The following is a 22,815-nucleotide window of genomic DNA, read 5'->3' as shown; positions in this document are numbered from 1 at the left end:
AAAGCACTAGTTTGATTAAACTGATTGCAGCAAATTCTGGTTAACAGAAAAGCGAAGGCGGGCCTTTATTGGTAAAGCCGTTGAGGGTAAAATTATAGTTTATAGCAATGTAGTTGCCGTAAATTTTTACAGATTGTTGGGTAGCAACAAGCGTTGTACTTGCTTTTGGTAAATGAAATTCTTTAAACTGTTTGTGGGCTAAAAAATCACAAAGTTTACACTGCTCACTCAATTTATCGATAATAGTTTTACCATCAGTTTGCGAACTAAGTTCGGTTGCCTGATCATGAAAGTGAAACAACTGCAAGGTTGGCAAAGCCAAAAAAAGCAACAACAATAAGCAAGCGCTTAGCTGGTTCAATTTTAATGCGATATGATGTTGTGCTCTTTTCACAGATGCAGCAAAGTTGCAATAATAAATTCTAAAAACCTAATTAGATTGTGAATTAGCTGTTTTTATATAAAAGTGTGACGGAAATTGCGATTGATTTAGGCTTTCGTGTTGCAATTTTCGCAAATGCCATGTGCCAGTAACTGAATAGATTCCATGGTAAAATTAGCCGGAATAGTGGTAGTTGGGATTTTGATATCTAAACAATATACTTTTTTACATTGGTTGCAATTGAAATGCAAATGCTCATCGTGGTGATGATGCGAAGAGCAATTAGATTGGCAAATGGCAAAATTAGCAGTGCCAGCGTTGTCAATAATTTTGTGTAAAATTCCTTTTTCCTCAAAAGTGCTTAAGGTGCGGTATAAGGTAACTCGATCTACTTCTTTACCCAACTTTTTCTCTAATTCGGGTTGAGAAATAGCAGAATTTCTTCCAATAATTTGATCCAAAACCATTAAACGAGGTTTAGTTTGTTTTAAATTACTGGCGGTAAGTATATCTTTTGGTTCCATGTTTAATATACAAGATTAATGAAAATATGCAGTTTCGCCAAACATTAAGCAGTATACCAAAGCTTGTTTACAATTTTTTAGCAAATTGAGTTGCAGATTTACAAACTGCTTGCTTAAGTTTTGTGGCTTCTTCTTTGTGATGATGGTGTTTACAACTAGGCTGTAAAATGCTCACAGATAAAAGGATCATAATAAAATATTTACGATATGCTTTCATCTTTTAAATGTTGGTGTGTGCTTAAATTTTTGTTTGCTTTTATGTTAAATAGATGTGCAAAAGCAATCATTAAACCACCTATCGGGATTAGAACAGCTTCAGTATTTTCAATTAAATGACCTAAAACAATGAAGATAAAACCGAGAGATAATAGTAAAATTGGGCTTTTTTGTTGATGTGAGCGGTAAGAAGTTAAGAGTGCCATTAAACCAATGCAAAGTGATAAAGCAATCATAACAATTTCAAATATTGGATTGGCCAAAAAAGTTAAACCAAATAAAGGCAAAATGGTAATAGCAAAGGGAAGTAACGCACAATGGATAGCACAAACTAGCGAAGCTATAACACCAGTTTGGTCTAAATACAAAATTCTATTTTTCATAACGCAAATATAAATGCAATTAAGTTGCGTTTAAAATTTTTTAATTTATTTTTTTATTCATTCTTGATTGTTTTAAAGAATTAGATAACAAAAGATTGCTTTCAATAGCTAAGAAGGGATATTATTTCAAAATGTAAAATAAATGCAATAATGTTGCAATTGTGATTTTCATTTTGCATCTTTGGTTTTCATCATTTAGTTTATAGTTCAAAAATGGTGCAGCGGATTGGTTTACGTTGCATCTTTTTGTTTGATATCACCGTTTTAAAAATCAAATTCGCAAGGCTTTCTTAATTCTGCCGAAAATGTTTAATTTGCCTTGCAAAATCGAACCAAAAGCCATGTATAAATTATTGTTGGTGTTATTTTTAAATTTAATAACCTACACTTTACCTAATCAAAAACCTATAGTGGTTTACATTATTGGCGATTCTACCGCAGCTAACAAAACACCAAATGCTTTTCCAGAAATTGGATGGGGAATGGAGCTAGGTTCTTTTTTTAATGAAAAAGTGCAAATTGATAATAGAGCGTTAAATGGCAGAAGCACCAAATCCTTCATCAATGAAAAAAGATGGGATGCGATTTTAACAACGCTAAAGCAAGGTGATTATGTGTTGATCCAATTTGGGCATAACGACGAAAAAATTGATAAACCAACAGTTGGTACATCTTTAGCGGAATACAAAGCTAATCTGATTAAGTTTGTACAAGAAACGCAGGCTAAAAAAGCACAAACGATATTGCTAACGCCAATTATGAGAAGAAGTTTTAGCGATGGTGTTTTTAAGGATACGCATCAGGGTTACCCAGATGTGGTACGTAAATTAGCTGATTCGCTTCAAATTCCTTTAATAGATATGCACCGTAAAACAGAAAAGTTGATTGTTGATCTTGGCGAAAAATCTTCAAAAGAACTTTTTAATCATGTTGATGTTGGTCATGTGAATTATCCGGCAGGAAAAAAAGATGATACACATTTGAGCCCCAAAGGAGCAAAAATAATTGCTAGTTTGGTTATTGATGGTATAAATGAACTTTACATCCCTTTGGGAAAACAAATAAAAAAAACTGGCAAAGTCATGAGAAAATAATTTTAGTTCTTTTTTTTGTGAACTAAAAAAACTTATGTAGATTTGCAGTGTTAATTTTGAAAGCTATGGCAGACAATAAGGTGGTATTGAAGAAAGAGCAAGTGGAGCTGATAGAAGAATTGGCAAATGTGAATGAACGTTTGGGCCAGCAACCAGCTATGTCTAAAGTTTTAGGTTTATTGGCGGTTTCTGATAATCCAGAACTTACCTTCGATGAGATTAAGGATACTTTAGAATTGAGTAAAAGTGCAGTAAGTCAGGCTTTAAACCAATTGTTAATGTCTAAAAAAATTAGTTACAAAACTAAAATTGGCGATAGAAAAAGATATTTTCATTTAAGAATAGCCGATTGGGATACGCATATTTTAGAGCAGTTTGAAGGAGTTTCTTCTTTGATTAGAGTGTATGAGAAAGTAATTGCAATCCGTACTACTGAAACTAAAGAATTTAATGAAAACTTGAAAAAAATGGCAGATTTTTTAACATTAGTGCATAATCAAGTGATGACATTGCATCAAAAAATAGTACAAGAGAAGAAATAATTTTTTTGATTATTTGGTTCTTTAAAAACAGAACTAACTAATATTAACTAATTAATATAGAAACTATTAGACCATCTAAATTAACGCAATTGGGGTGGGTATTTTAAATAGTTGAGATTGGAAACGAAGGAATATATAATAAGTGAGGCAGATAAGCTTTTTTGCCAATTTGGCTTTAAAAGTGTAACGATGGATGATATTGCAAGGCAACTAGGGATATCAAAAAAAACAATATATCAGCATTTTACTGATAAAAATGATTTGGTAAATGTGCTGATGGAAGCTCGGTTTAGCAATCATGATTGTGATATAAAAATGTATGCAAAACATGGTTATGATGCAATACATGAGGTTTTGTTAGGGTTGGATGACATTAATGAATGGTTAATTACCCTCAACCCAAAACTGTTTTTTGATATGCAAAAATATCATCCAGATACCTGGCTTAAGTTTATGCAATTTAAAGAAGAAAGTTTAGCAATTGGCATAACTGAGAACATGAAAAGAGGAATAAAAGAAGGAATTTATAGAAATGATATTCACATTCCGATTTTAACGGAGTTGCGTTTGGCACATACACAACTCATTTTTAACGAATATAATGCATACAATAAAAATAAATACAGTATCCCCCAAGTGATGAAAGAGATGACCCAGCATTTTCTTTTCGGAATTGTAACTGATAAAGGAAAAATAGTATTAGAAAAATATATAAACGAACAATTAATTAAGCAATAAAATAAAAATGAAATCGAGAATAAACATAGTTAAGCTACTGCTGATCTTATTTGGGCTAACTGCGCTTCCAGAACTTACTTCAGCACAGCAAAAAGTTACGTTAGGTGAGGCTTTAAATTACGCTTTGCAAAACAATATCAAAGTACGCAAGGCCAGGTTAGATATAGAAGGTGGAAAATATAAAGTGGAAGAAGTAAGGGCACAAGCTTTACCACAAATTACAGGTACATCGGGTTTAACTTACAATCCAATAATTGGTCAGCAGGTTGTAGATTTTGGTGGTCAGCTACAAACTTTAAGATTTGGCCAAAAATGGAATTCGAATGCTGGTATTCAATTATCGCAGCAATTGTTTAACCAACAAGTATTTACGGGTTTGCAAGCTGCAAGATCTAGTACTGAATATTACAACCTTACAGCTCAATTAACAGAAGAGCAGATTATTGAGTTGGTAGCCAATAATTACTATCAGGTTTTGGTTAACAGACAACAATTAACAGTGGTTGATAACAACATTAAAAATGTAAAAACGATTGAGAAAATAATTGCTAATCAGTATAAAAATGGTTTAGCAAAAAAGATAGATGTTGATCGTATTCAAGTTAACCTAACCAATTTAGAAACCCAACGTGAGCAAACCATAAATGCGATTACGCAGTTAGAAAATCAGTTAAAATTTGCCATGGGGATGCCGGTAAATACTCAAATTATTTTACCAGAAACTGAATTAACCGAGGTAACACAATTACCGCAATTTACAGATTCTATTGCTTTGGCTAACAGAACAGAAATTAAATTATTAGACACGCAGGATAAATTATTATCGCTACAAAGAAAAGCTTATGTGGCAGAATATTATCCAAGTTTGGCCTTGTCGGGAAATTATACTTACTCTAGTCAAAGTGGTGGTTTCGATTTTTTAAGCTCAAATGCAAGTGCAATTGGCTTTGGTTCATCGGCCGTAGGCTTAACTTTAAGAGTGCCAATATTTAATGGCTTTTTAACCCGATCAAAAATTCGCCAAGCAGATGTTGACATTAGAAAAGCTAGAGAAGATAGAAAAGAAACTACTAACTCTTTAAACTTGGCTTACGAGAATGCTAAAATTCAATTGAAGAATAGCTTAAATACCATTAATGCACAAAAAAGAAATGCAGAGTTGGCGCAAGAGATTTATAAAAGCACTCAAAACAATTATAATAATGGCTTGGCAAGTTTAACAGATCTGTTGGATACAGAAAGTTCGCTAACCGAAGCACAAAATAGCTATACACAGGCATTGTTAAATTATAAAATAGCCGAAATACAATTAATCAAATCAAACGGAAACATAAAATCGCTAGTAAAATAAGATGAAAAGAATAGTAATCATAGTTGTTGTAATTGTTGTTGCTCTTGGTGCAATAGCTTATGTATTAACCAACAATAAAAAGAAAAATCAAGAGAAAACCGACTTTGTTGCACAAGGAAATGGGGCAATTGCTGTAAATGTTGCTACCATAACTAAAACAGTACCTGAGTTAGATTTTAGTGCAAATGGAACTTTTGCTCCAAATCAAGAATTAAATTTCTTATCAGAAAATGCTGGTCGTGTTAAAGCTATTTATGTACAAGAAGGTGCACGTGTAAGTAAAGGACAAGTTTTAGCTAAAATTGATGCTGAAATTATCAATACCGACAGAGAAACTGCTGAAGCAACTTACCAAAATGCCTTAAAAGACGAAGCAAGATATAAAAGCTCTTATGAAACTGGTGGTGTAACACAGCAACAATTAGATCAGGCAAAATTGGCTACGCAAAATGCAAAATTGCGTTTGCAGGCTTCACAAAGAAGATTAAGCGATGCCAATATCAAATCTCCAATTAATGGTATCGTTAACAAAAAATACATTGAAGTTGGGGCTTTTGTAACTGCCCAAGGAACGCAATTATTTGAATTGGTTGATGTTTCTAAATTGAAATTGCAAGTTAATGTAAACGAAAGTCAAGTTGCTAATTTAAGGGTAGGCGATAAAGTGGCCATTCAATCTTCGGTATTTCCTAAAGATAAATTTACGGGTAAAGTTTCTTTTATTGCAGCAAAAGCTGATGGTGCTTTAAACTTTCCGATAGAAATTGAAGTGGCTAACAACATTAACAATTCATTAAAAGCCGGAATGTATGGTACTGCTGTATTTGATTTCCCTACGCAAACAGCAAGCATTTTAATTCCACGTACTTCATTTGTAGGTAGTGTAAGCAGCAACCAAGTTTTTGTGTATGATAAAACTAGCAACACAGCAAAAACTAGAAGTGTGGTAAGCGGTAGAATTTTAGGTGATAAAGTGGAAATTTTAAGTGGATTAAACGAAGGCGAAACTGTAATTACCAGTGGCCAGATCAACTTAGTTGATGGTACGCCAGTAAGCATAGTTAAATAAATTATAAGTCAGATTTGAGAAGTTAGATATGAGATATGAGACAAGCTCCCAGTTCTCACTTCTCAAATCTTAATAAAAAAAAAGATGAAAATAGCAGAAATATCCATTAAAAGACCTTCATTGGTAATTGTAGTTTTTACTGCATTAACCTTATTAGGCTTATTAAGTTATTTCTCATTAGGCTACGAATTATTACCAAAATTCTCTCCAAATGTGGTATCGGTATCAACCATTTACCCAGGAGCATCGCCAAGTGAGGTCGAAAATACGGTTACTAAAAAAATTGAAGACGCCGTATCGTCGATGGAAAACGTTAAAAAAATTAATTCAACATCGTTAGAAGGAGTTTCTATTGTTACCATTACGTTAACAACAGCAGCAGATGTAGATTTATCCTTAAATGATGCGCAGCGTAAAGTAAACGCCATTTTATCAGATTTGCCCGAAGATGTAAAAGCACCTTCGTTAAGTAAATTCTCTTTAGATGATATGCCGATTATCACCATAGCTGCAACGGCAAAAATATCAGATATTGACCTTTACGATATCATCGACCAAAAAATTGCACCAGAAATTTCTCGTGTTCCTGGTGTTGCGCAAGTATCCATTATCGGTGGTTCTGAGCGTGAAGTTAAAGTTGGTATCGATGCAGCAAAATTAAAAAGTTACGGTTTAACCATTGTGCAAGTTCAGCAAATGGTACAAGGCTCTAACTTAGATTTTCCTACTGGAAGTGTAAAAGCTGATGGACAGGATATTTTAGTGCGATTATCTGGTAAATTTCAAACCATAGATGAATTGAGAAATTTAGTAGTTGCTACAACAGATGGTGGAACACAAATTAGAGTAGGAGATTTTGCCGATGTGCAAGAAGCATCTAAAGAGGCAGAAAAAATTGCCCGTATCGATAGGTCAAACTCGCTTACTTTAAGTATTGTAAAACAAAGTGATGCCAATGCGGTAAGTGTAAGTGAAGGCATTAAAGTTGCCATTGCAAAAACCAATGCCGATTATGAAAAAGTTAATGGCTTAAACTTAAAAATAGTTAATGATAGTTCTATTTACACCTTAGAATCAGCTGATGCGGTAATACACGATTTAATGATTGCCGTTATATTGGTAGCATTTGTAATGCTTTTCTTTTTACATAGTTTAAGAAACGCCTTGTTTGTAATGATTTCCATTCCTGTGTCATTAATTGCAACTTTTATTGCCATTAGTCAGTTTGGTTTTACCTTAAACTTAATGTCATTATTAGGGCTATCGCTGGTAGTAGGTATTTTGGTTGATGATGCGATTGTAGTATTGGAAAACATACAACGCCACATGGAAATGGGTAAAAACAAGTTTAGAGCGGCTTTTGATGCAACTCAAGAAATCGGTTTTACCGTAATTTCTATTACATTGGTAATTGTGGTAGTATTTTTACCAATTTCTATGAGTACAGGTTTGGTGTCAGATATTTTGCGCCAGTTCTGTATTGTGGTAATTGTGGCTACATTAATGTCGTTAATTACCTCATTTACCATTGTACCTTTATTGTTTTCTCGTTTCGGTAAATTAGAGCGTATCGAAGGTAAAAATGCTTTCGGTAAATTCATTTTATGGTTCGAAAAACAGTTGGCTAAATTCACAAAGTGGATAACCAATATCCTTAACTGGACTTTAAATCATAAAGCGATTACACTAATTGGTGTATTTATGTTGCTGATTAGCTCTTGTGGTTTATTTGCCGGTAAATATATTGGGGTAGAGTTTTTCCCTAAATCTGATAAAGGTGAATTCTTGGTGCAGGTTGAGTTACCTAAAGATGCATCGCTAGAATTAACCAACCAATATGCCTTACGTGCTGAGAATTACTTGAGTAAAAAACCAGAAATTGAGCAATTAATTACAACAGTTGGTCAATCTAGTGGAGATATGGGAAGCTCGCAAGCAACCGCTTACAAAGCAGAGATTAATGTGAAATTGGTAGCCAGAGAGTTAAGACCAGGAACTAGTAGTGATATTTTGGCCAAAACATTTTCAAGAGAATTAACCAATGAACTGGTTGGTGCTAATGTAAAAACTGTTAATATCTCTATTATGGGTACGGCAGAAAATGCAAATATCCAAATGGTGGTAATTGGCCCAGAGCTAGATAGCGCTTTACGTTATGCAGAGCAGGCTAAAGCCATTTTAGCAAAAATACCTGGTGCGGCAGAAACCAAACTTTCGGTAGAAAAAGGCACACCAGAAATTAACGTTAAAGTTGACCGTGATAAAATGGCCGCTTTAGGATTAAACTTGCAAACCGTAGGTACAACAATGCAATATGCATTTAGTGGCAATACCGATGCAAAATATCGTAAAGGTCAATACGAATATGATATCAATGTTCAATTTCAAGATTTTGATAAGAAAAACATTGACGATGTACGTAACCTAACTTTCATCAACAACAAAAATCAGCAAATTAAATTAATGCAATTTGCAGCTATTAACGAAGGTTCTGGCCCGTCGCAATTAGAGCGTTTAAACAAAACTACTTCTGTAACACTTAAAGCACAATCAATTGGTCGCCCAACGGGTACAATTGTAGAAGATTTCCAAGCAGAGTTAGACAAGCAAGAAGCAGATGGTAAACTACATCGCCCACTTGGCGTAAGTTATACTTGGGCTGGTGATCAAGAAAACCAAAGTGAAGGTTTTGGTACTTTAGGTATCGCTTTATTGGCCTCAATTATATTGGTATACTTTATTATGGTTGGTTTGTACGATAGTTTTGTTTATCCATTGGTGGTAATGTTCTCTATTCCGTTGGCAGTAATTGGTGCATTTTTAGCACTGGCCTTAACTAATAATAACTTAGGTATTTTTACCATTTTAGGTTTAATTATGCTAATAGGTTTGGTAGCAAAAAATGCAATTATCTTGGTAGATTTTACCAACCAAATGAAAGCAGAAGGTAAGCCAACACGTGAGGCTTTAATTTTAGCTAACCATGCACGTTTACGCCCAATTTTAATGACAACCATTGCCATGGTAATTGGTATGTTGCCTATTGCATTAGCAAGTGGCGCTGGTGCCGAATGGAAAAATGGTTTGGCTTGGGTAATTATTGGTGGTTTAATTAGTTCGTTATTCTTAACCTTAATTATTGTACCAGTAATGTATCAATGGTTCGATAATATTATGCATTATTTTGGTACAGATAAAAAAGCTGCACCAATTGATGAATTGATAGCAGAACCTTACGATCACAAAGATGTTCATGAGTACGAGATCAAACATTAATTCCCTTAATTAACATATATCCAATCCCGTTTTATTTCGATAAAGCGGGATTTTTTGTTTTTCCGCCCCGCGGGATAAAAATATATTTTAAATTTTGATGGGAGTTTTGATATACAATAGCTCTTATAGCTAGAACCAAATTATCAACCTAACCAAAATGAATAAAATTAAACTTGTATTAGCCCTTGTTATTTTCATCAGTTTTACGGCGCTAAAAACCAAAGATGATGATTTTGTAAAACGAAGTTTTGATGCTGCGACACCATTATACACTTCACTCTTAAACCTAACAGGAGATAATTTTAAAAATTATCCGCATTCTTTTTTGCCAAATGGGACTGTAAAATACTACCAAATAGATGAATGGACTGGCGGTTTTTGGCCAGGGAGTTTGTGGTACATTTATGAGTTTACCAGAGAGGAGAAATGGAAAATCGCGGCTCTAAAATGGACAAATTCTTTAGAAAGTAATCAGTTTAATGATAAGCACCACGATATTGGTTTTATGATGTATTGCAGTTATGGCAATGCTTTGCGTTTTGATAACAATCCGAAATATCAGCAAATTTTGGTGCAATCCGCCAAAACATTAACCAAACGTTATTCGCCAATAGTGGGTAGCATTCAATCTTGGAACCAGCGTAAATCTAAGGGCGATATCAATACTTGGGAATATCCAGTTATTATGGATAATATGATGAATTTGGAGTTGTTATTTTATGCTTCTAAAGTAACTAAAGACGATACCTATAAAAACATCGCCATTAAACATGCAGAGCAAACCATGAAAAATCATTTACGTACTGATTATGGTTCTTACCATGTGATTAATTACGATCCAAAAACTGGTAAAGTGCTGCATAAACAAACTTTGCAAGGTTTTTCTGATGAATCTAATTGGGCTAGAGGACAAGCTTGGGGTATTTATGGCTTTACCACAACTTATAGAGAAACAAAAGATAAAAGGTTCTTAAAAACTGCAGTTAAAATGGCCGATTTCTTTTTAGATCATCCAAATCTACCAGCAGATGGAATTCCGTATTGGGATTTTAATGTTGGGCAAGCAGGCTATAAACCAGATTGGAATTTCGATCCGAATAGATTTAAAACAACCCCAAGAGACGCATCTGCAGCTGCAATTGCAAGTTCGGCGATGTTAGAACTAAGCACTTTTTTAAACGGAAAACAAAAAGAAAAATATTATAACGCTGCGGTTAAAATGCTCAAATCATTAAGTACCGATCAGTATTTAAATACAGATAAGGCTAATCCTTACTTTTTATTGAAACACAGCACAGGTAATTTGCCAAGTGGCAGAGAAATTGATGTGCCTTTAATTTATGCTGATTATTATTTTTTAGAGGGGTTGCTAAGGTATCAGAAACTGAAGAAATAGGCTTAACACCTCGTCATTGCGAGGAGGAACGACGACGCAATCCTACAACTATCGCTACATAACAACAAGCTAGCGTATTAAGATTGCTTCTTGCCTCGCAATGACGAGCGATTGTTACATAATGCTGGTGCGAGCTTGTAGTTCCTACAGTTAGAAACTAATATAAAAGTCCGAGCTACAAGCTCGAATTAGCTAAATGCTTTTAGGTATCATTTTATCACTTGAAACATTCAATTTATATGTTCATTTGATGAATTTACATCGCCAAATTTTGCCTAAATAAAGATTTTACAGTACAATTGGTTGTTTAATCCAAAATATTCAATATTTTTGATTTACTCCCAAAATGTTTAAATCAAAAGATAATAAGGCAGAAGATGATTTGCTGTTGCAGCAAATTAAAGCGAACAGCATGTTGGCCTTTGATGCTTTGTACGATAAATATTGGGAACAAGTTTACTCAGCGGCGTATAAAAGGTTAAAAGATGCTGATTACGCTAAAGATATCACTCAAGATATTTTCTTGCAAATTTGGCAAAAACGTGAGGAGATCAACATCGATCATTTTGCACCATATTTATTTACAGCAGTAAGAAATAATGTGTTTAAATGGATGCAAAAAGAGCAACGTTTTACACCAATACCAGATTTGTTAGCGCATTTATCTGCCACCAAAGATAATGCCGACGCCGAAGTGTTAAGAAAAGAGTTTATGCTTAAATACGAAGCGCTAATTGAAACCTTAACACCTGCGCAGCAAGAAATTTTCAGGATGCGTTTTCATGAAGATTTGAGCACCAAAGAAATCGCCGAAAAATTGAATATTACACGTAAAACCGTACAAAATCAATTAGGCAAAAGCGTAAACCAATTACGTGGATCTTTAGATTTGCTTTACTTTGTAATGATGTTGCACGTCTATAATTAAAAATATTTTATTTTCTCGTGGGAGTTTCTGAGAGTTATAGCTCTATCTATTAATGGCATACTTATGCCGAAATTTGTAATGGATAAAATAGAGTTTTTACAACTTCTCGAAAAATATAATGCTGGTTTGGCAAATGCCGAAGAAATTGCTTTTTTAAATGCTTATTATGATCTTTTTGATCAAGAAGAGGATGGATTTGCACAGATAAATAGCACACAAAAAAATGTGCTCAAAAATGAAATAGCTGAAGAAATTAAATCTCAAATATCAGTTTTAGCCCAAGAAGAAATAAAATCATTACCACTTTTTGTAAAATATAAATGGCTGGCAATTGCTGCGGTTTTGGTATTGATAAGTAGCTTAACCATATTATTCTTTAATAATGAAAGCCCCAAAGAACAAATAGTAATTGCCAATCCTAAACCTGTAAAAAATACCATTGTTCCGGGCAGTAACAATGCAGTGCTTACCTTGGCAAACGGCAATCAGATTTCTTTAAATGATAAAGAAAATGGTGTTTTGGCTAGTCAATCTGGAGTTATCATTACCAAAAATAAAGATGGACAGTTGCAGTATCAAATCAAAGCAAATGCGCCTGCTGGTATCAACACCATCAGTACACCAAGAGGTGGTCAATACCAATTAATTTTAGTTGATGGTACCAAGGTTTGGTTAAATGCAGCATCATCAATTACTTTTCCTACACAATTTAAAGGTGCCGAGCGTAAGGTAGAAATTGTTGGTGAAGCTTACTTCGAAGTTGCTAAAAATGCGAACAAACCTTTTAAAGTAAAATCTAAAAATCAAATCATAGAAGTATTAGGAACTCATTTTAATGTGAATACTTACGATGATGAAGCCGCTGATAAAACCACTTTGCTCGAAGGAAGTGTTAGCGTGAGCAAAATTGCCAATGGCAAGGTGCAAACAGCCACTTCAAAAATATTAAAACCTGGTCAGCAAGCTACAGTTAATGCAAATCAGTCTCAAATTTTGGTAGCAATAGCTGATGAAGATGAGGCCATCGCTTGGAAAAATGGCTATTTTAAATTTAATAAAGCAGATATACAAACCATTATGCGACAAGTTTCGAGATGGTACAATGTAGATGTTGAATTTAAAGGAGAAATGAACAAAGACCTTTTTGTAGGTAAAATTAACAGGAGCGAACACGTAGAAGAAGTGCTGAGTATTTTAGAGCGCAGTAAAATTAATGTTGCTATAAAAGGCAGAACCATCATTATATCTAATTGAACAAAACCAAATATATAAACCTAAACCCCTTAGAACATATGAAGACATAATTACAATCCCTCCATTCTAATCCATAAATAATAAAACCGGTGTGCTACCAACACAACCGGCTTTATCCCGTTAAGGAAATTTATTTGGCGTTAGAGAAAAAAAATCGTTAGTCATTTTTATCAGTTCAACCAAACTTAACAAAAGTATGCAATTAAATTTTTATGGAAAAATGCAGCATTTTGCTGTGCAAATCCACCCAAAACTGTTAAGAGCTATGAAACTCACAGTAATTTTTATGATTGTTGGCTGTTTGCAGATTAGCGCTAAAAGCTTTTCGCAAAACATTAACCTCATTGGTAAAAATATCCCTTTAGAAAAGGCGCTCACTCAAATTGGCGAGCAAAGTGGATATTTCTTTTTTTACAAATACAACGAAATTAAAGACGCAAAACCAGTAACACTAAATTTAAAGGGTGTAAGCTTAGAAAAAGCGTTGAAAGAAAGTTTCAAAGATCAGTTATTTACCTACACGATAGACAAAAAAACCATCGTGGTAACTAAAGCACCTGTTAAAAATGAACAAGTGGCTTTACCAATAGATGTAAAAGGTAAAGTAGTAGATCAAGCTGGTTTGCCATTAATTGGTGCAAGCGTTAGGCTAAAAAATAGCACTAAAGGTGTAATGACAGATGGAAATGGTAATTTCAGCATAGCTGATTTGCCAGATAATGCAATTTTAGTAGTTAGTTATACAGGCTTTGTAAACACAGAAGTAACTGTTGGTGGCAGAACAAATATTACGGTTACGCTAAAAGAAGACAGTCAAACTTTAGATGCTGTTGTAGCAATTGGTTACGGTACAGTGCAGAAAAAAGATGTTACAGGTTCTATTAGTTCTATCGGTGCTAAGCAAATTAAAGATCAACCTATTGTAAGTTTAGATCAAGCAATGGCGGGTCAAATGGCAGGTGTACAGGTTACGCAAGCAACGGGCGCTCCTGGTGGTGGTGCAACGGTTAGAGTACGTGGAGCTGGATCGTTATCTGCTGGTAATGAGCCACTATATGTAGTAGATGGATTTCCGGTAACTAACGATTATAACCAAAGAAATAACCCCTTAGCTACAATCAATCCTGCTGATATTGAAAGCATTCAAGTTTTAAAAGACGCTTCTGCAACAGCTATTTATGGTTCAAGAGGGTCAAACGGTGTGGTAATTATCACTACTAAAACAGGTAAATCGGGAGCCTCTAAAATAGATTTTAGCTTAAATACAGGTGTACAACAAGTAGAGCGAACTTTAGATGTTTTAAATGCTAGAGAATTTGCCATATACATGAATGAAGCTAGAAATAATGCCTGGGTTAATTCAGCTCCTGGTCGTTCTGCTTCAGATCCAAACTCTGCAAGGTTAAACAACGTAATGTATTTATTGCCGGCATCATTAAGTAATCCAGATGCTTTAGGCGAAGGTACCAACTGGCAAGATGAAATTTTCAGAACTGCTCCAATGAGCAACTACCAAATTAATTTTTCTGGTGGCAATGAAAATACTAAGTATTTTATTTCTGGCGGATATTTAACGCAACAAGGTATTGTTTTAGGTTCTGACTTAAAACGCTACTCGTTCCGTGCCAATGTAGAATCGCAGGTAAACAAAATTGTTAAAGTTGGTGCAAACATTACTCCTTCATATAATTTCTCAAACCAAAGTTTGGCCGAAGGAAACTGGCAAGGTGGTGGCATTATTCAATCAGCTTTAACTGCAAATCCTAACTTAAGTCCTTACAATGCAGATGGTAGTTATACAAAAATTACTGGTCAAGGTATTGGTACAAGTGAGGTAGATAATCCAGTTAAAATAGCGAGAGAATATTTTCATCAACAAGGTAACATGAGGTTGTTGGGAACTGCTTTTGCAGAACTTAGCATACTGAAAGAATTAAAATTTAAGGCTTTAGTAGGTGCTGATATCAGAAATTTTAGAGAAGAAATTTTCAATCCTTCGGTAATTAACCCAAATAGTGTTAATGACACTAAATTGGCAACAGCTAACAATAATACCCTAGAAAGCAGAAATTGGTTAACCGAGTTCACGTTAAATTATAACAAAAAAATAAATAAACATGCTTTTGATGCCCTCTTGGGATATACCATTCAGAAAGAAAACTCAGCACTAAATAATATCAATGCTACAAGCTTTCCGAACGATCAAATTAAAACCATCAGTGCTGCAGGTGCAATTACCAATGCTACTTCAATAAAAGAGGAATGGGCATTGATATCTTATCTAGCTCGTTTAAATTATAGTTATGATAATAAATATTTATTAACCGCAACTTTTAGAACTGATGGTTCATCCCGTTTCGGAATTGATAATAGGTATGGTGTTTTTCCTTCAGTTTCATTGGCATGGAGAGTTTCTGAAGAGAACTTCATGAAAGATGTAAATTGGATATCAGATTTAAAAATTAGAACAAGTTTCGGTATTACCGGAAATAATTTCATCAGTAATTACGGAGCTATTGGTTTAACATCAGCAGATAATTACATTTTTGGTGCTAGCGGAGGTTCGGTTAACAATGGTATTAGGTTAGCAAATATCGGTAACACCTTATTAAGTTGGGAGAAAAATGAACAGTTAGACATTGGTTTGGAATTTGGTCTGTTACAAAACAGAATAGCCATGTCTGTTGATTATTACAACAAAAAAACTTCTGATTTATTGTTAAATGTTCCGGTGCCAACCTTAACAGGATATACCAATGCTTTACAAAATATTGGTAAAATTGAAAACAAAGGTTTTGAATTTACAGTAACGAGCAGAAACTTGGTAAAAGAGTTTAAATGGACTACAGATTTAAATTTCTCTACCAACAACATTAAGGTTTTAGCTTTAGGGCCTGATGGTTCTCGTATTTTAGCCAGACAAATCACGTTTGCTGCTGGTAATACTCACGTAACAGAAATTGGCTCAGCACCTGGTTCATTCTATGGTTATAAAGTTGTTGGTGTTTATCAAAATCAAAATGAAATTGATACACAACCGATTATTAGAAATGCGAACGGAACTGCGTTTTCTAAACCTGGTCAGTTAAAATTTGCTGATACAAATGGCGATGGTGTGATTACTGCAGATGATAGAACAAATATCGGAAGTCCATTTCCAGATTTTACCTATGGTATGACTAACAGCTTCGCTTACAAAGGTTTCGATTTTGCTTTTACCTTACAAGGCGTTCACGGATTTGAAGTATTAAATGCAGCTCGAAGATTTTATGGTAACTATGCTGGTTCTTACAACGTATTAAAAAGTACTGCAAACGGATGGAAATCTGAAAGCGACCGTGGTGATGGCGTAAGTCCGCAAATTGATAGAAATTTTAATGCTTTAGGTATCGCTTCTGTAATCAACAATGCTTCTTCTGATTTTGTAGAAGATGGATCTTTCTTAAGAATTAGAAACATTACATTGGGTTACAACTTGCCAGCCTCAATTGCTAAATCTTTAAAAGTTGCTAACGCGAGATTAAGTTTTACTGTGCAAAACGCTTACACTTTTACCAAATACGAAGGTTATAATCCTGAGGTAAGTGTAGAAGGAGCTAACCCATTAATGCCGGGTGTAGATTCTGGTGGTTATCCATTAGCACGCACATTTATGTTTGGTTTAAATTTTGGATTTTAATTATAACAATTGAAAAGAAAGCATCCCATTTATCGGGAAAGCCTTATTTCAGTTGAAAACAAAATATTTAGAGATGAAAAATATAAAAACAATTTTTACTGCAGGCGTAATAATTTTACTTTCTGCCAGTAGTTGTACAAAAGACTTTTTAGATCGTGCTCCTATATCTCAAATGAATGGGAACAACTTTTATAAAACAGCCGACGATATGAAGAATGCCCTTTCTGCAGCCTATGCTGGCTTGCAAACTGGAGGTTTATACTATTCTTCTATGCACGTTATTGGCGATATGCGTTCTGATAACACAGAAATTACTAATCCAAATGCAGGTTCTGATTTAGTGGCGGTAGATAATTTCCAAAATTTAGCCACTACTTCTATTAGTAGTACTACATGGGCTGGGCATTATCAAGCTATTCAATCGGTAAACATTGTAATCGAAAAAATAGAAGCAGTTAATATGGATGCGGGTTTAAAAGCAAGATATACCGCTGAAGCTAAATTTTTAAGAGGCTTAATGTACTTTAATTTAGTTCGCATTTTTGGCGATGTGCCTTTGGTTACAAAAGTGATTAACAATCCGCAAGAAGGTTATACGTATAGTAGAAATCCATCAGCAGAAGTTTATGCTCAAATTGTAACTGATTTGGCTGATGCAGAAGCTGTTTTACCTCACGAATTTACTGGTGCTGATATTGGTAGAGCAACAAAAGGCGCTGCAGCAGCATTACTTGGCAAAGTTTATCTTACTCAAAAAAGATGGGATTTAGCAGCACCACAACTTAAAAAAGTAATCGATAATGTTGGTTTAAATAAATACCAATTATTGCCAACTTATGCAGGTGTGTTCGGTATTGCTAATGAAAATAACAGAGAATCAATTTTCGAAGTTCAATTTAAAAAAGGTTCTGCTGGCGAGGGAAGTCCATATACCAATCAGTTTGCACCTATAGGTTCAGGTACTGCGGTTGTTTCTATTGGTAATCCACTGGGGCAAAACATACCAACAGCCGATATGAGCAATGCGTATGAAGCTAACGATGCTAGAAAAGCGGCATCAATGAGAAACAGTTATGTGCTTGGTGCAAACACAGTACAACACAATTATATTGTTAAGTATTTAGGTGTGCCAGCAGCTAACTTAGATAGCGACAACAATTGGATTGTTTTAAGATATGCTGATGTGCTGTTGATGTACGCGGAAGCCTTAAATGAGCAAGGTTACGTTGCAGATGGACCAGCTTTCACTTATTTAAACCAAGTTAGACTAAGAGCTGGTTTATTAATCAAAACAAGCAATAATGCTAATTTGGCACTTAGAATTGTTAATCAGGCTGCATTTAGATTAGCCATTGAGCAAGAAAGACGAGTTGAATTAGCTTTCGAAGGACACAGATGGTTTGATTTAATTCGCACCGATAGGGCTGTAACCGTTATGGCCGGTAAAGGTATTCAATCTCACCATGTGTTATTCCCAATTCCTCAAAGTCAAATCGATATTAACCCAGCTTTGATCAAACAAAACCCTGGCTATACCAACTAATTGATTGTAATGTTCATCCCAGTTTACAAATTGGGATGAACTTTATCAACCTGAGATCGATAGTTAAATATTGATTTTTAAGGTTTAAACTACGTTTTGGGTTATGTCGTTCGTCACCCTGAATTTATTTCAGGGTCTTTCATGCTAAACAGATGCTGAAATAAATTCAGCATGACGACCTTACTAATAGTAGGGGTATTAAAAAGTTAATTTGAAATAATAGTAATCGGACTTAGTTTATCAAACAAAATTCTTCTCCTAAACCTAACCTAAATGAAAAAATCCCTTTTCCATTTAACGGCCTTTGTTTTGTGCTTTCAATTTTCTTGGGCTCAAGTTCAAACACTTAATATCAAAGATACTGGCTATCGTTCTATTTGGTATAGCAACGAACCTTCTAAAGACGAATATGTATACAAATATAGTGGTGGTTTAGGCACTTATCCCGCTAACCACTATCCATTTTCTATTTATGTGGCCAAAGTAAACAAAACTTTTTTTTGCTATGGCGGTACAGATATAAGCGGAAAAACATTGTTGCATAGCGTTTCTTATTTCGATCACAAAACTAAAATGGTTCCAAAACCAACCGTAGTTTTAGATAAAAAAACCAACAATGCGCATGATAATCCGGTAATGAATATTGATAAAGAGGGTTACATCTGGATATTTTCTACTGCACATGGTACAAACGGGCCATCTTATGTACACAAAAGTTTGCTACCTTATGATATCAGCAAATTTGAACAAATTCAAACTACCAAAATAGAAAATGGTAAGGTAGTACCGATGAATAATTTTTCTTATTTACAAAGTTGGTATCAACCAGAAAATGGGTTCATCAATCTTTTTACGCATTACGATCGTCAGGTAATTGCCAACCAACCCTCAAAACCAAGGCGTACCATTAGCTACATGACCAGTAAAGATGGTGTAAGTTATTCTGACTGGAAAGACTTAGCCACAATAGAAGAAGGACATTACCAAACCAGCGGTCAGTTTAACAATAAATTAGGCAGTGCATTTAATTATCATCCGGTCACCGTAGGGCAAAATGGATTAAATTTTCGCTCAAATTTATACTATATCCAAACTCAAAATTTTGGCAAAACTTGGCAATCTGCCAAAGGCGATGAACTAAATCTACCACTTAAAGATGTCTCGAATGTTGCTTTGGTAAAAGATTATCATTCGCTTGGCTTAAATGTTTACATCAACGATTTGGCTTATGATGCGAAAGGAAATCCCGTTATCCTTTATTTAACCAGCAAAGGTTACGAAGCTGGCCCAGAAAACGGCCCTAGAACTTGGTACACGGCTAGGTTTACTGGTGCCGATTGGGAAATTTTACCCCTTACCAATTCTGGTAATAATTACGATATGGGTTCGCTTTACATTGATGAAAAAGGAGTTTGGCAAGTAGTTGGGCCTACTACAACTGGCCCGCAAGCTTTTAATACCGGTGGCGAAATGGTTTTGTGGACGAGCAAGAACCAAGGTAAAACTTGGAAAAGTAAAGCCATGACAGCCAATAGCGAATTTAACCATTCTTATGCTCGTAGGCCGGTAAATGTGCATCCAGATTTTTATGCTTTTTGGGCCGATGGCGATGGCAGAAAATTCTCAAAAAGCAGGCTGTATTTTTCAGATAGGAAAGGAAATGTTTATCAATTACCCACACAAATAGATGCAGATTTTGCTAAACCAATCTTGATAAAAGTGAAGAAATAGTTATGAAAAATTACCTGTTAATTTTTTGTATGGCTGTGGTTTTTTGCTCTTGCAAGCAGGGAAAAGAGCTACCCATTATAGATTATATTCAATTAGAGAACACAACATTAAATGTTGAAGTTTTAGCTAAAAACTTAGATGTGCCTTGGGATATTGCTTATGCCGATGATAAATCTTTATGGTTTGCCGAGCAAAGAGGCGTTGTATCTAAAATTGACTTGCAAACAGGAGAACAAAAGAAATTATTAACCATAACCGATGTTTGGCATAAACGTACTGCCGGATTATTGGGATTAGTTGTTCACCCAGATTTTAAAAATAACCCTTACGTTTTTGTAAATTATACGGTAAAAATAGACAGTTTAATTAGCAACCATTTGGTGAGGTACGAGTATAAAAACGATACGTTAATCAACAAAAAAATATTATTGGTTATTGATGGTTTTACGGCTCACAATGGTTCTCGTTTAGCATTTGATAAAGGCGGAAAATTACTTTGGGCAACTGGCGATGCTTACGTAAAAGAAAATGCGCAAAACTTAAAAAGTTTAAACGGTAAAATTTTAAGGCTCAATGTTGACGGATCCGTTCCAAAAGATAATCCTTACCCAAACAGTTATGTTTTTGCCAATGGTTTTAGAAACATGCAAGGCATTACCATAGGCGATAATGGTTTAATTTACACATCAGAACATGGCGATGCGATTGAAGACGAGGTAAATTTAATTGAAAAGGGTAAAAATTATGGCTGGCCAAACATTGAGGGTAAACATGATTTGCCTGCCGATAAATTATTTGCCCAAAAACATCAAACAGTAGAACCCATCCAATCGTGGACACCAGTTATTGCGCCTGCCGGGATAGCTTTTTATGGCTACGGTAAAATTGCCGAATGGCGAAATAGTTTACTCCTTACCACATTAAAAACAAAAAGTTTAAGGGTTTTAAAATTAACGGAAGATGGGCGTAAGGTTTTAAGTGAAGAGATTTTTCTGAAAGAACATTATGGTCGTTTACGTGACGTAGCTGTTGGGCCAAAAGGCGAAATTTACATCAGCACCAGTAACCAAGATTGGAATCCATCGCCAGGTTTCCCATTACCTGAAGATGATAAAATATTAAAAATCAGCATTGCTGAAAAACCAGTAGAAAACGTATTAAGAGCAATTAAATCAACTGGTGTTGAAGAAGTAAAAGATGGTAAATTATTGTACGAACAATATTGTGCATCATGCCATAAAGCTGATGGAAAAGGCGTGCCAAACGTGTTTCCAGCTTTGGCTAGCTCTAAAAAAGTAAATGGCAAATCTGCCGATTTAATCTCGCTGGTTTTAAATGGTGCAGGCGAGCAAATGCCTTCTTTTAAGTTTTTGAAAGACGAAGAAGTGGCGAAAATCATCAATTATATCCACACAAATTGGGGTAATAAGAACAAAGAAATTTTATCCACGGATGTGAAAAACAATAGAAAATAATGAGTTCGAAAACACAAAAAAATAAATTGATCAGCGTTTTGGCTGGGCTTGGTCCGGGAATAATTACCGCTGCCTTGGTTTTTGGTCCGAGTAAAATGACCATCACCTCAAAGCTAGGGGCAGAATATGGTTACAGCATGTTATGGATTGTGGTTGTAGCCATTTTCTTTATGCTCATTTTTACCAATATGGGCGCCAGAATTGGTTTACATACCGAAGTAAGTTTGCTTACAAACATCAGGGCAAAATGGGGCAAAGCGGTTAGTATTTTAATTGGTTTGGGCGTTTTTTTAGTCGCCACATCATTTCAGGCGGGTAATGCAATTGGGGTTGGCATCGCGGTAGCAGAAGCAACAGGAACCAAAGCTTGGATTTGGGTGTTAGTATTTAACGTTTTTGGTATGGCATTGCTTTTTTTTAGCAGCTTTTACAAAGTGTTAGAAAAACTGATGATCGTCTTGGTAGGCTTGATGCTTATCTCATTTTTAACTACGCTATTTTTAAGTAAACCCTCATTAAGTGGAATAGCCGAAGGTTTTGTACCTAACATTCCGCTAGGTTCATCGGCCTTAATTATTGCTTTTACGGCATCTTGTTTTTCTATTGTTGGTGCGTTTTACCAATCGTATTTAATGCAAGAAAACAAAAAAAATGGAGTTGTTGGTACAAACAAAAGTTACACTGGTATCATCATTTTAGGCGTAATGAGTGTTGTGGTCATCATCTGTGCCGCTGCGGTTCTACATCCCCAAGGCTTAAAAGTAAATAGCGCATCAGAAATGTCTAAAGCTTTGGTGCCCTTATTTGGTACTTATGCCGCCGATTTATTTTTGGCTGGTTTGTTCGGCGCTTCATTTTCATCCTTAGTAGGTAATGCTACAGTTGGTGGCAGTTTATTGGGCGATGCCTTAGCTTATGGCAGTAAATTAAGCTCAAAAGCAGTGCGATTATTTATCGCATTTGTAATGATTTGTGGTGCAAGCATTGCCTTAATATTTGGTAAACTGCCTTTAGAACTCATCATTTTCGCTCAAAGCGTTACCATTTTTCTCGTTCCATTTATCGGCATTGCCATGTATATCATTGCTAATGATAAACAAATTATGGGCAAAAATGCAAACAGTTTATTCGTGAAAATAACTGGTGCTTTGGGCTTATTGCTACTTATCGCCTTAGCGGTAAAAAACTTTTTCGAATTATTTATCAACTAAAAAACACACAAATAAAACCTAAA

The 22,815-nt window shown here is 35.0% G+C and carries 17 protein-coding genes; 14 read left to right on the top strand and 3 right to left on the bottom strand.

Annotation, left to right across the window (positions count from 1 at the left end):
- Positions 1-40 precede the first annotated feature (40 nt).
- The 3 genes from FA045_RS12355 to FA045_RS12345 all read right to left on the bottom strand — a co-directional run bounded on the left by FA045_RS12355 (position 41) and on the right by FA045_RS12345 (position 1,505).
- Positions 41-394, bottom strand: a complete 354-nt coding sequence (locus FA045_RS12355; RefSeq protein WP_136877385.1) for a hypothetical protein — start codon at positions 392-394, stop codon at positions 41-43.
- Between the two features lie 95 nt (positions 395-489).
- A complete protein-coding gene (locus FA045_RS12350) occupies positions 490-906 on the bottom strand; it encodes a Fur family transcriptional regulator (RefSeq protein ID WP_136877384.1) in 417 nt (138 codons plus the stop codon).
- 200 nt (positions 907-1,106) lie between these two features.
- Positions 1,107-1,505 carry a MerC domain-containing protein gene (locus FA045_RS12345; protein WP_136877383.1) on the bottom strand — a complete coding sequence of 133 codons (399 nt, stop codon included), beginning with the start codon at positions 1,503-1,505 and terminating at the stop codon, positions 1,107-1,109.
- A gap of 341 nt (positions 1,506-1,846) precedes the next feature.
- Here FA045_RS12345 and FA045_RS12340 point away from each other — a divergent pair, with 341 nt between their 5' ends.
- From FA045_RS12340 to FA045_RS12275, 14 genes are all read left to right on the top strand, one after another.
- Positions 1,847-2,599 (top strand): rhamnogalacturonan acetylesterase, encoded by a 753-nt coding sequence (locus FA045_RS12340; RefSeq protein ID WP_136877382.1) that lies wholly within the window; start codon positions 1,847-1,849, stop codon positions 2,597-2,599.
- A 65-nt stretch (positions 2,600-2,664) separates the two neighbouring features.
- Positions 2,665-3,141, top strand: a complete 477-nt coding sequence (locus FA045_RS12335; RefSeq protein ID WP_136877381.1) for a GbsR/MarR family transcriptional regulator — start codon at positions 2,665-2,667, stop codon at positions 3,139-3,141.
- A gap of 117 nt (positions 3,142-3,258) precedes the next feature.
- Positions 3,259-3,879: a TetR/AcrR family transcriptional regulator gene (locus FA045_RS12330; protein WP_169305056.1), complete on the top strand. Its 621-nt coding sequence runs from the start codon at positions 3,259-3,261 to the stop codon at positions 3,877-3,879.
- A gap of 7 nt (positions 3,880-3,886) precedes the next feature.
- Positions 3,887-5,230 carry a TolC family protein gene (locus FA045_RS12325; protein ID WP_136877379.1) on the top strand — a complete coding sequence of 448 codons (1,344 nt, stop codon included), beginning with the start codon at positions 3,887-3,889 and terminating at the stop codon, positions 5,228-5,230.
- A 1-nt stretch (position 5,231) separates the two neighbouring features.
- On the top strand, positions 5,232-6,299 hold the full coding sequence (locus tag FA045_RS12320) for an efflux RND transporter periplasmic adaptor subunit (protein ID WP_136877378.1): 1,068 nt from the start codon (positions 5,232-5,234) through the stop codon (positions 6,297-6,299).
- Between the two features lie 84 nt (positions 6,300-6,383).
- Positions 6,384-9,575: an efflux RND transporter permease subunit gene (locus FA045_RS12315; RefSeq protein ID WP_136877377.1), complete on the top strand. Its 3,192-nt coding sequence runs from the start codon at positions 6,384-6,386 to the stop codon at positions 9,573-9,575.
- 157 nt (positions 9,576-9,732) lie between these two features.
- Complete coding sequence (locus FA045_RS12310; RefSeq protein ID WP_136877376.1) at positions 9,733-10,971, top strand: glycoside hydrolase family 88 protein; 1,239 nt, start codon at positions 9,733-9,735, stop codon at positions 10,969-10,971.
- A gap of 346 nt (positions 10,972-11,317) precedes the next feature.
- Positions 11,318-11,899 carry an RNA polymerase sigma factor gene (locus FA045_RS12305; RefSeq protein ID WP_136877375.1) on the top strand — a complete coding sequence of 194 codons (582 nt, stop codon included), beginning with the start codon at positions 11,318-11,320 and terminating at the stop codon, positions 11,897-11,899.
- 63 nt (positions 11,900-11,962) lie between these two features.
- Complete coding sequence (locus FA045_RS12300) at positions 11,963-13,153, top strand: FecR family protein (RefSeq protein WP_136877374.1); 1,191 nt, start codon at positions 11,963-11,965, stop codon at positions 13,151-13,153.
- Positions 13,154-13,418: 265 nt separating this feature from the next.
- Positions 13,419-16,832, top strand: a complete 3,414-nt coding sequence (locus FA045_RS12295; protein ID WP_205943147.1) for a TonB-dependent receptor — start codon at positions 13,419-13,421, stop codon at positions 16,830-16,832.
- 73 nt (positions 16,833-16,905) lie between these two features.
- Positions 16,906-18,375 carry a RagB/SusD family nutrient uptake outer membrane protein gene (locus FA045_RS12290; protein WP_136877373.1) on the top strand — a complete coding sequence of 490 codons (1,470 nt, stop codon included), beginning with the start codon at positions 16,906-16,908 and terminating at the stop codon, positions 18,373-18,375.
- Positions 18,376-18,648: 273 nt separating this feature from the next.
- Positions 18,649-20,106 (top strand): BNR-4 repeat-containing protein, encoded by a 1,458-nt coding sequence (locus FA045_RS12285; RefSeq protein WP_136877372.1) that lies wholly within the window; start codon positions 18,649-18,651, stop codon positions 20,104-20,106.
- 2 nt (positions 20,107-20,108) lie between these two features.
- Positions 20,109-21,581, top strand: a complete 1,473-nt coding sequence (locus FA045_RS12280) for a PQQ-dependent sugar dehydrogenase (protein WP_136877371.1) — start codon at positions 20,109-20,111, stop codon at positions 21,579-21,581.
- On the top strand, positions 21,581-22,792 hold the full coding sequence (locus FA045_RS12275) for an Nramp family divalent metal transporter (protein WP_136877370.1): 1,212 nt from the start codon (positions 21,581-21,583) through the stop codon (positions 22,790-22,792). Before FA045_RS12280 ends, FA045_RS12275 begins: the two co-directional genes overlap by 1 nt.
- Positions 22,793-22,815 lie beyond the last annotated feature (23 nt).

The sequence above is a fragment of the Pedobacter cryotolerans genome (assembly GCF_005116475.1).
Taxonomy (GTDB): Bacteria; Bacteroidota; Bacteroidia; order Sphingobacteriales; family Sphingobacteriaceae; genus Pedobacter; species Pedobacter cryotolerans.
Note: the sequence above shows the minus strand (reverse complement) of the source record. Positions and strands in the feature narration are given on the sequence as shown.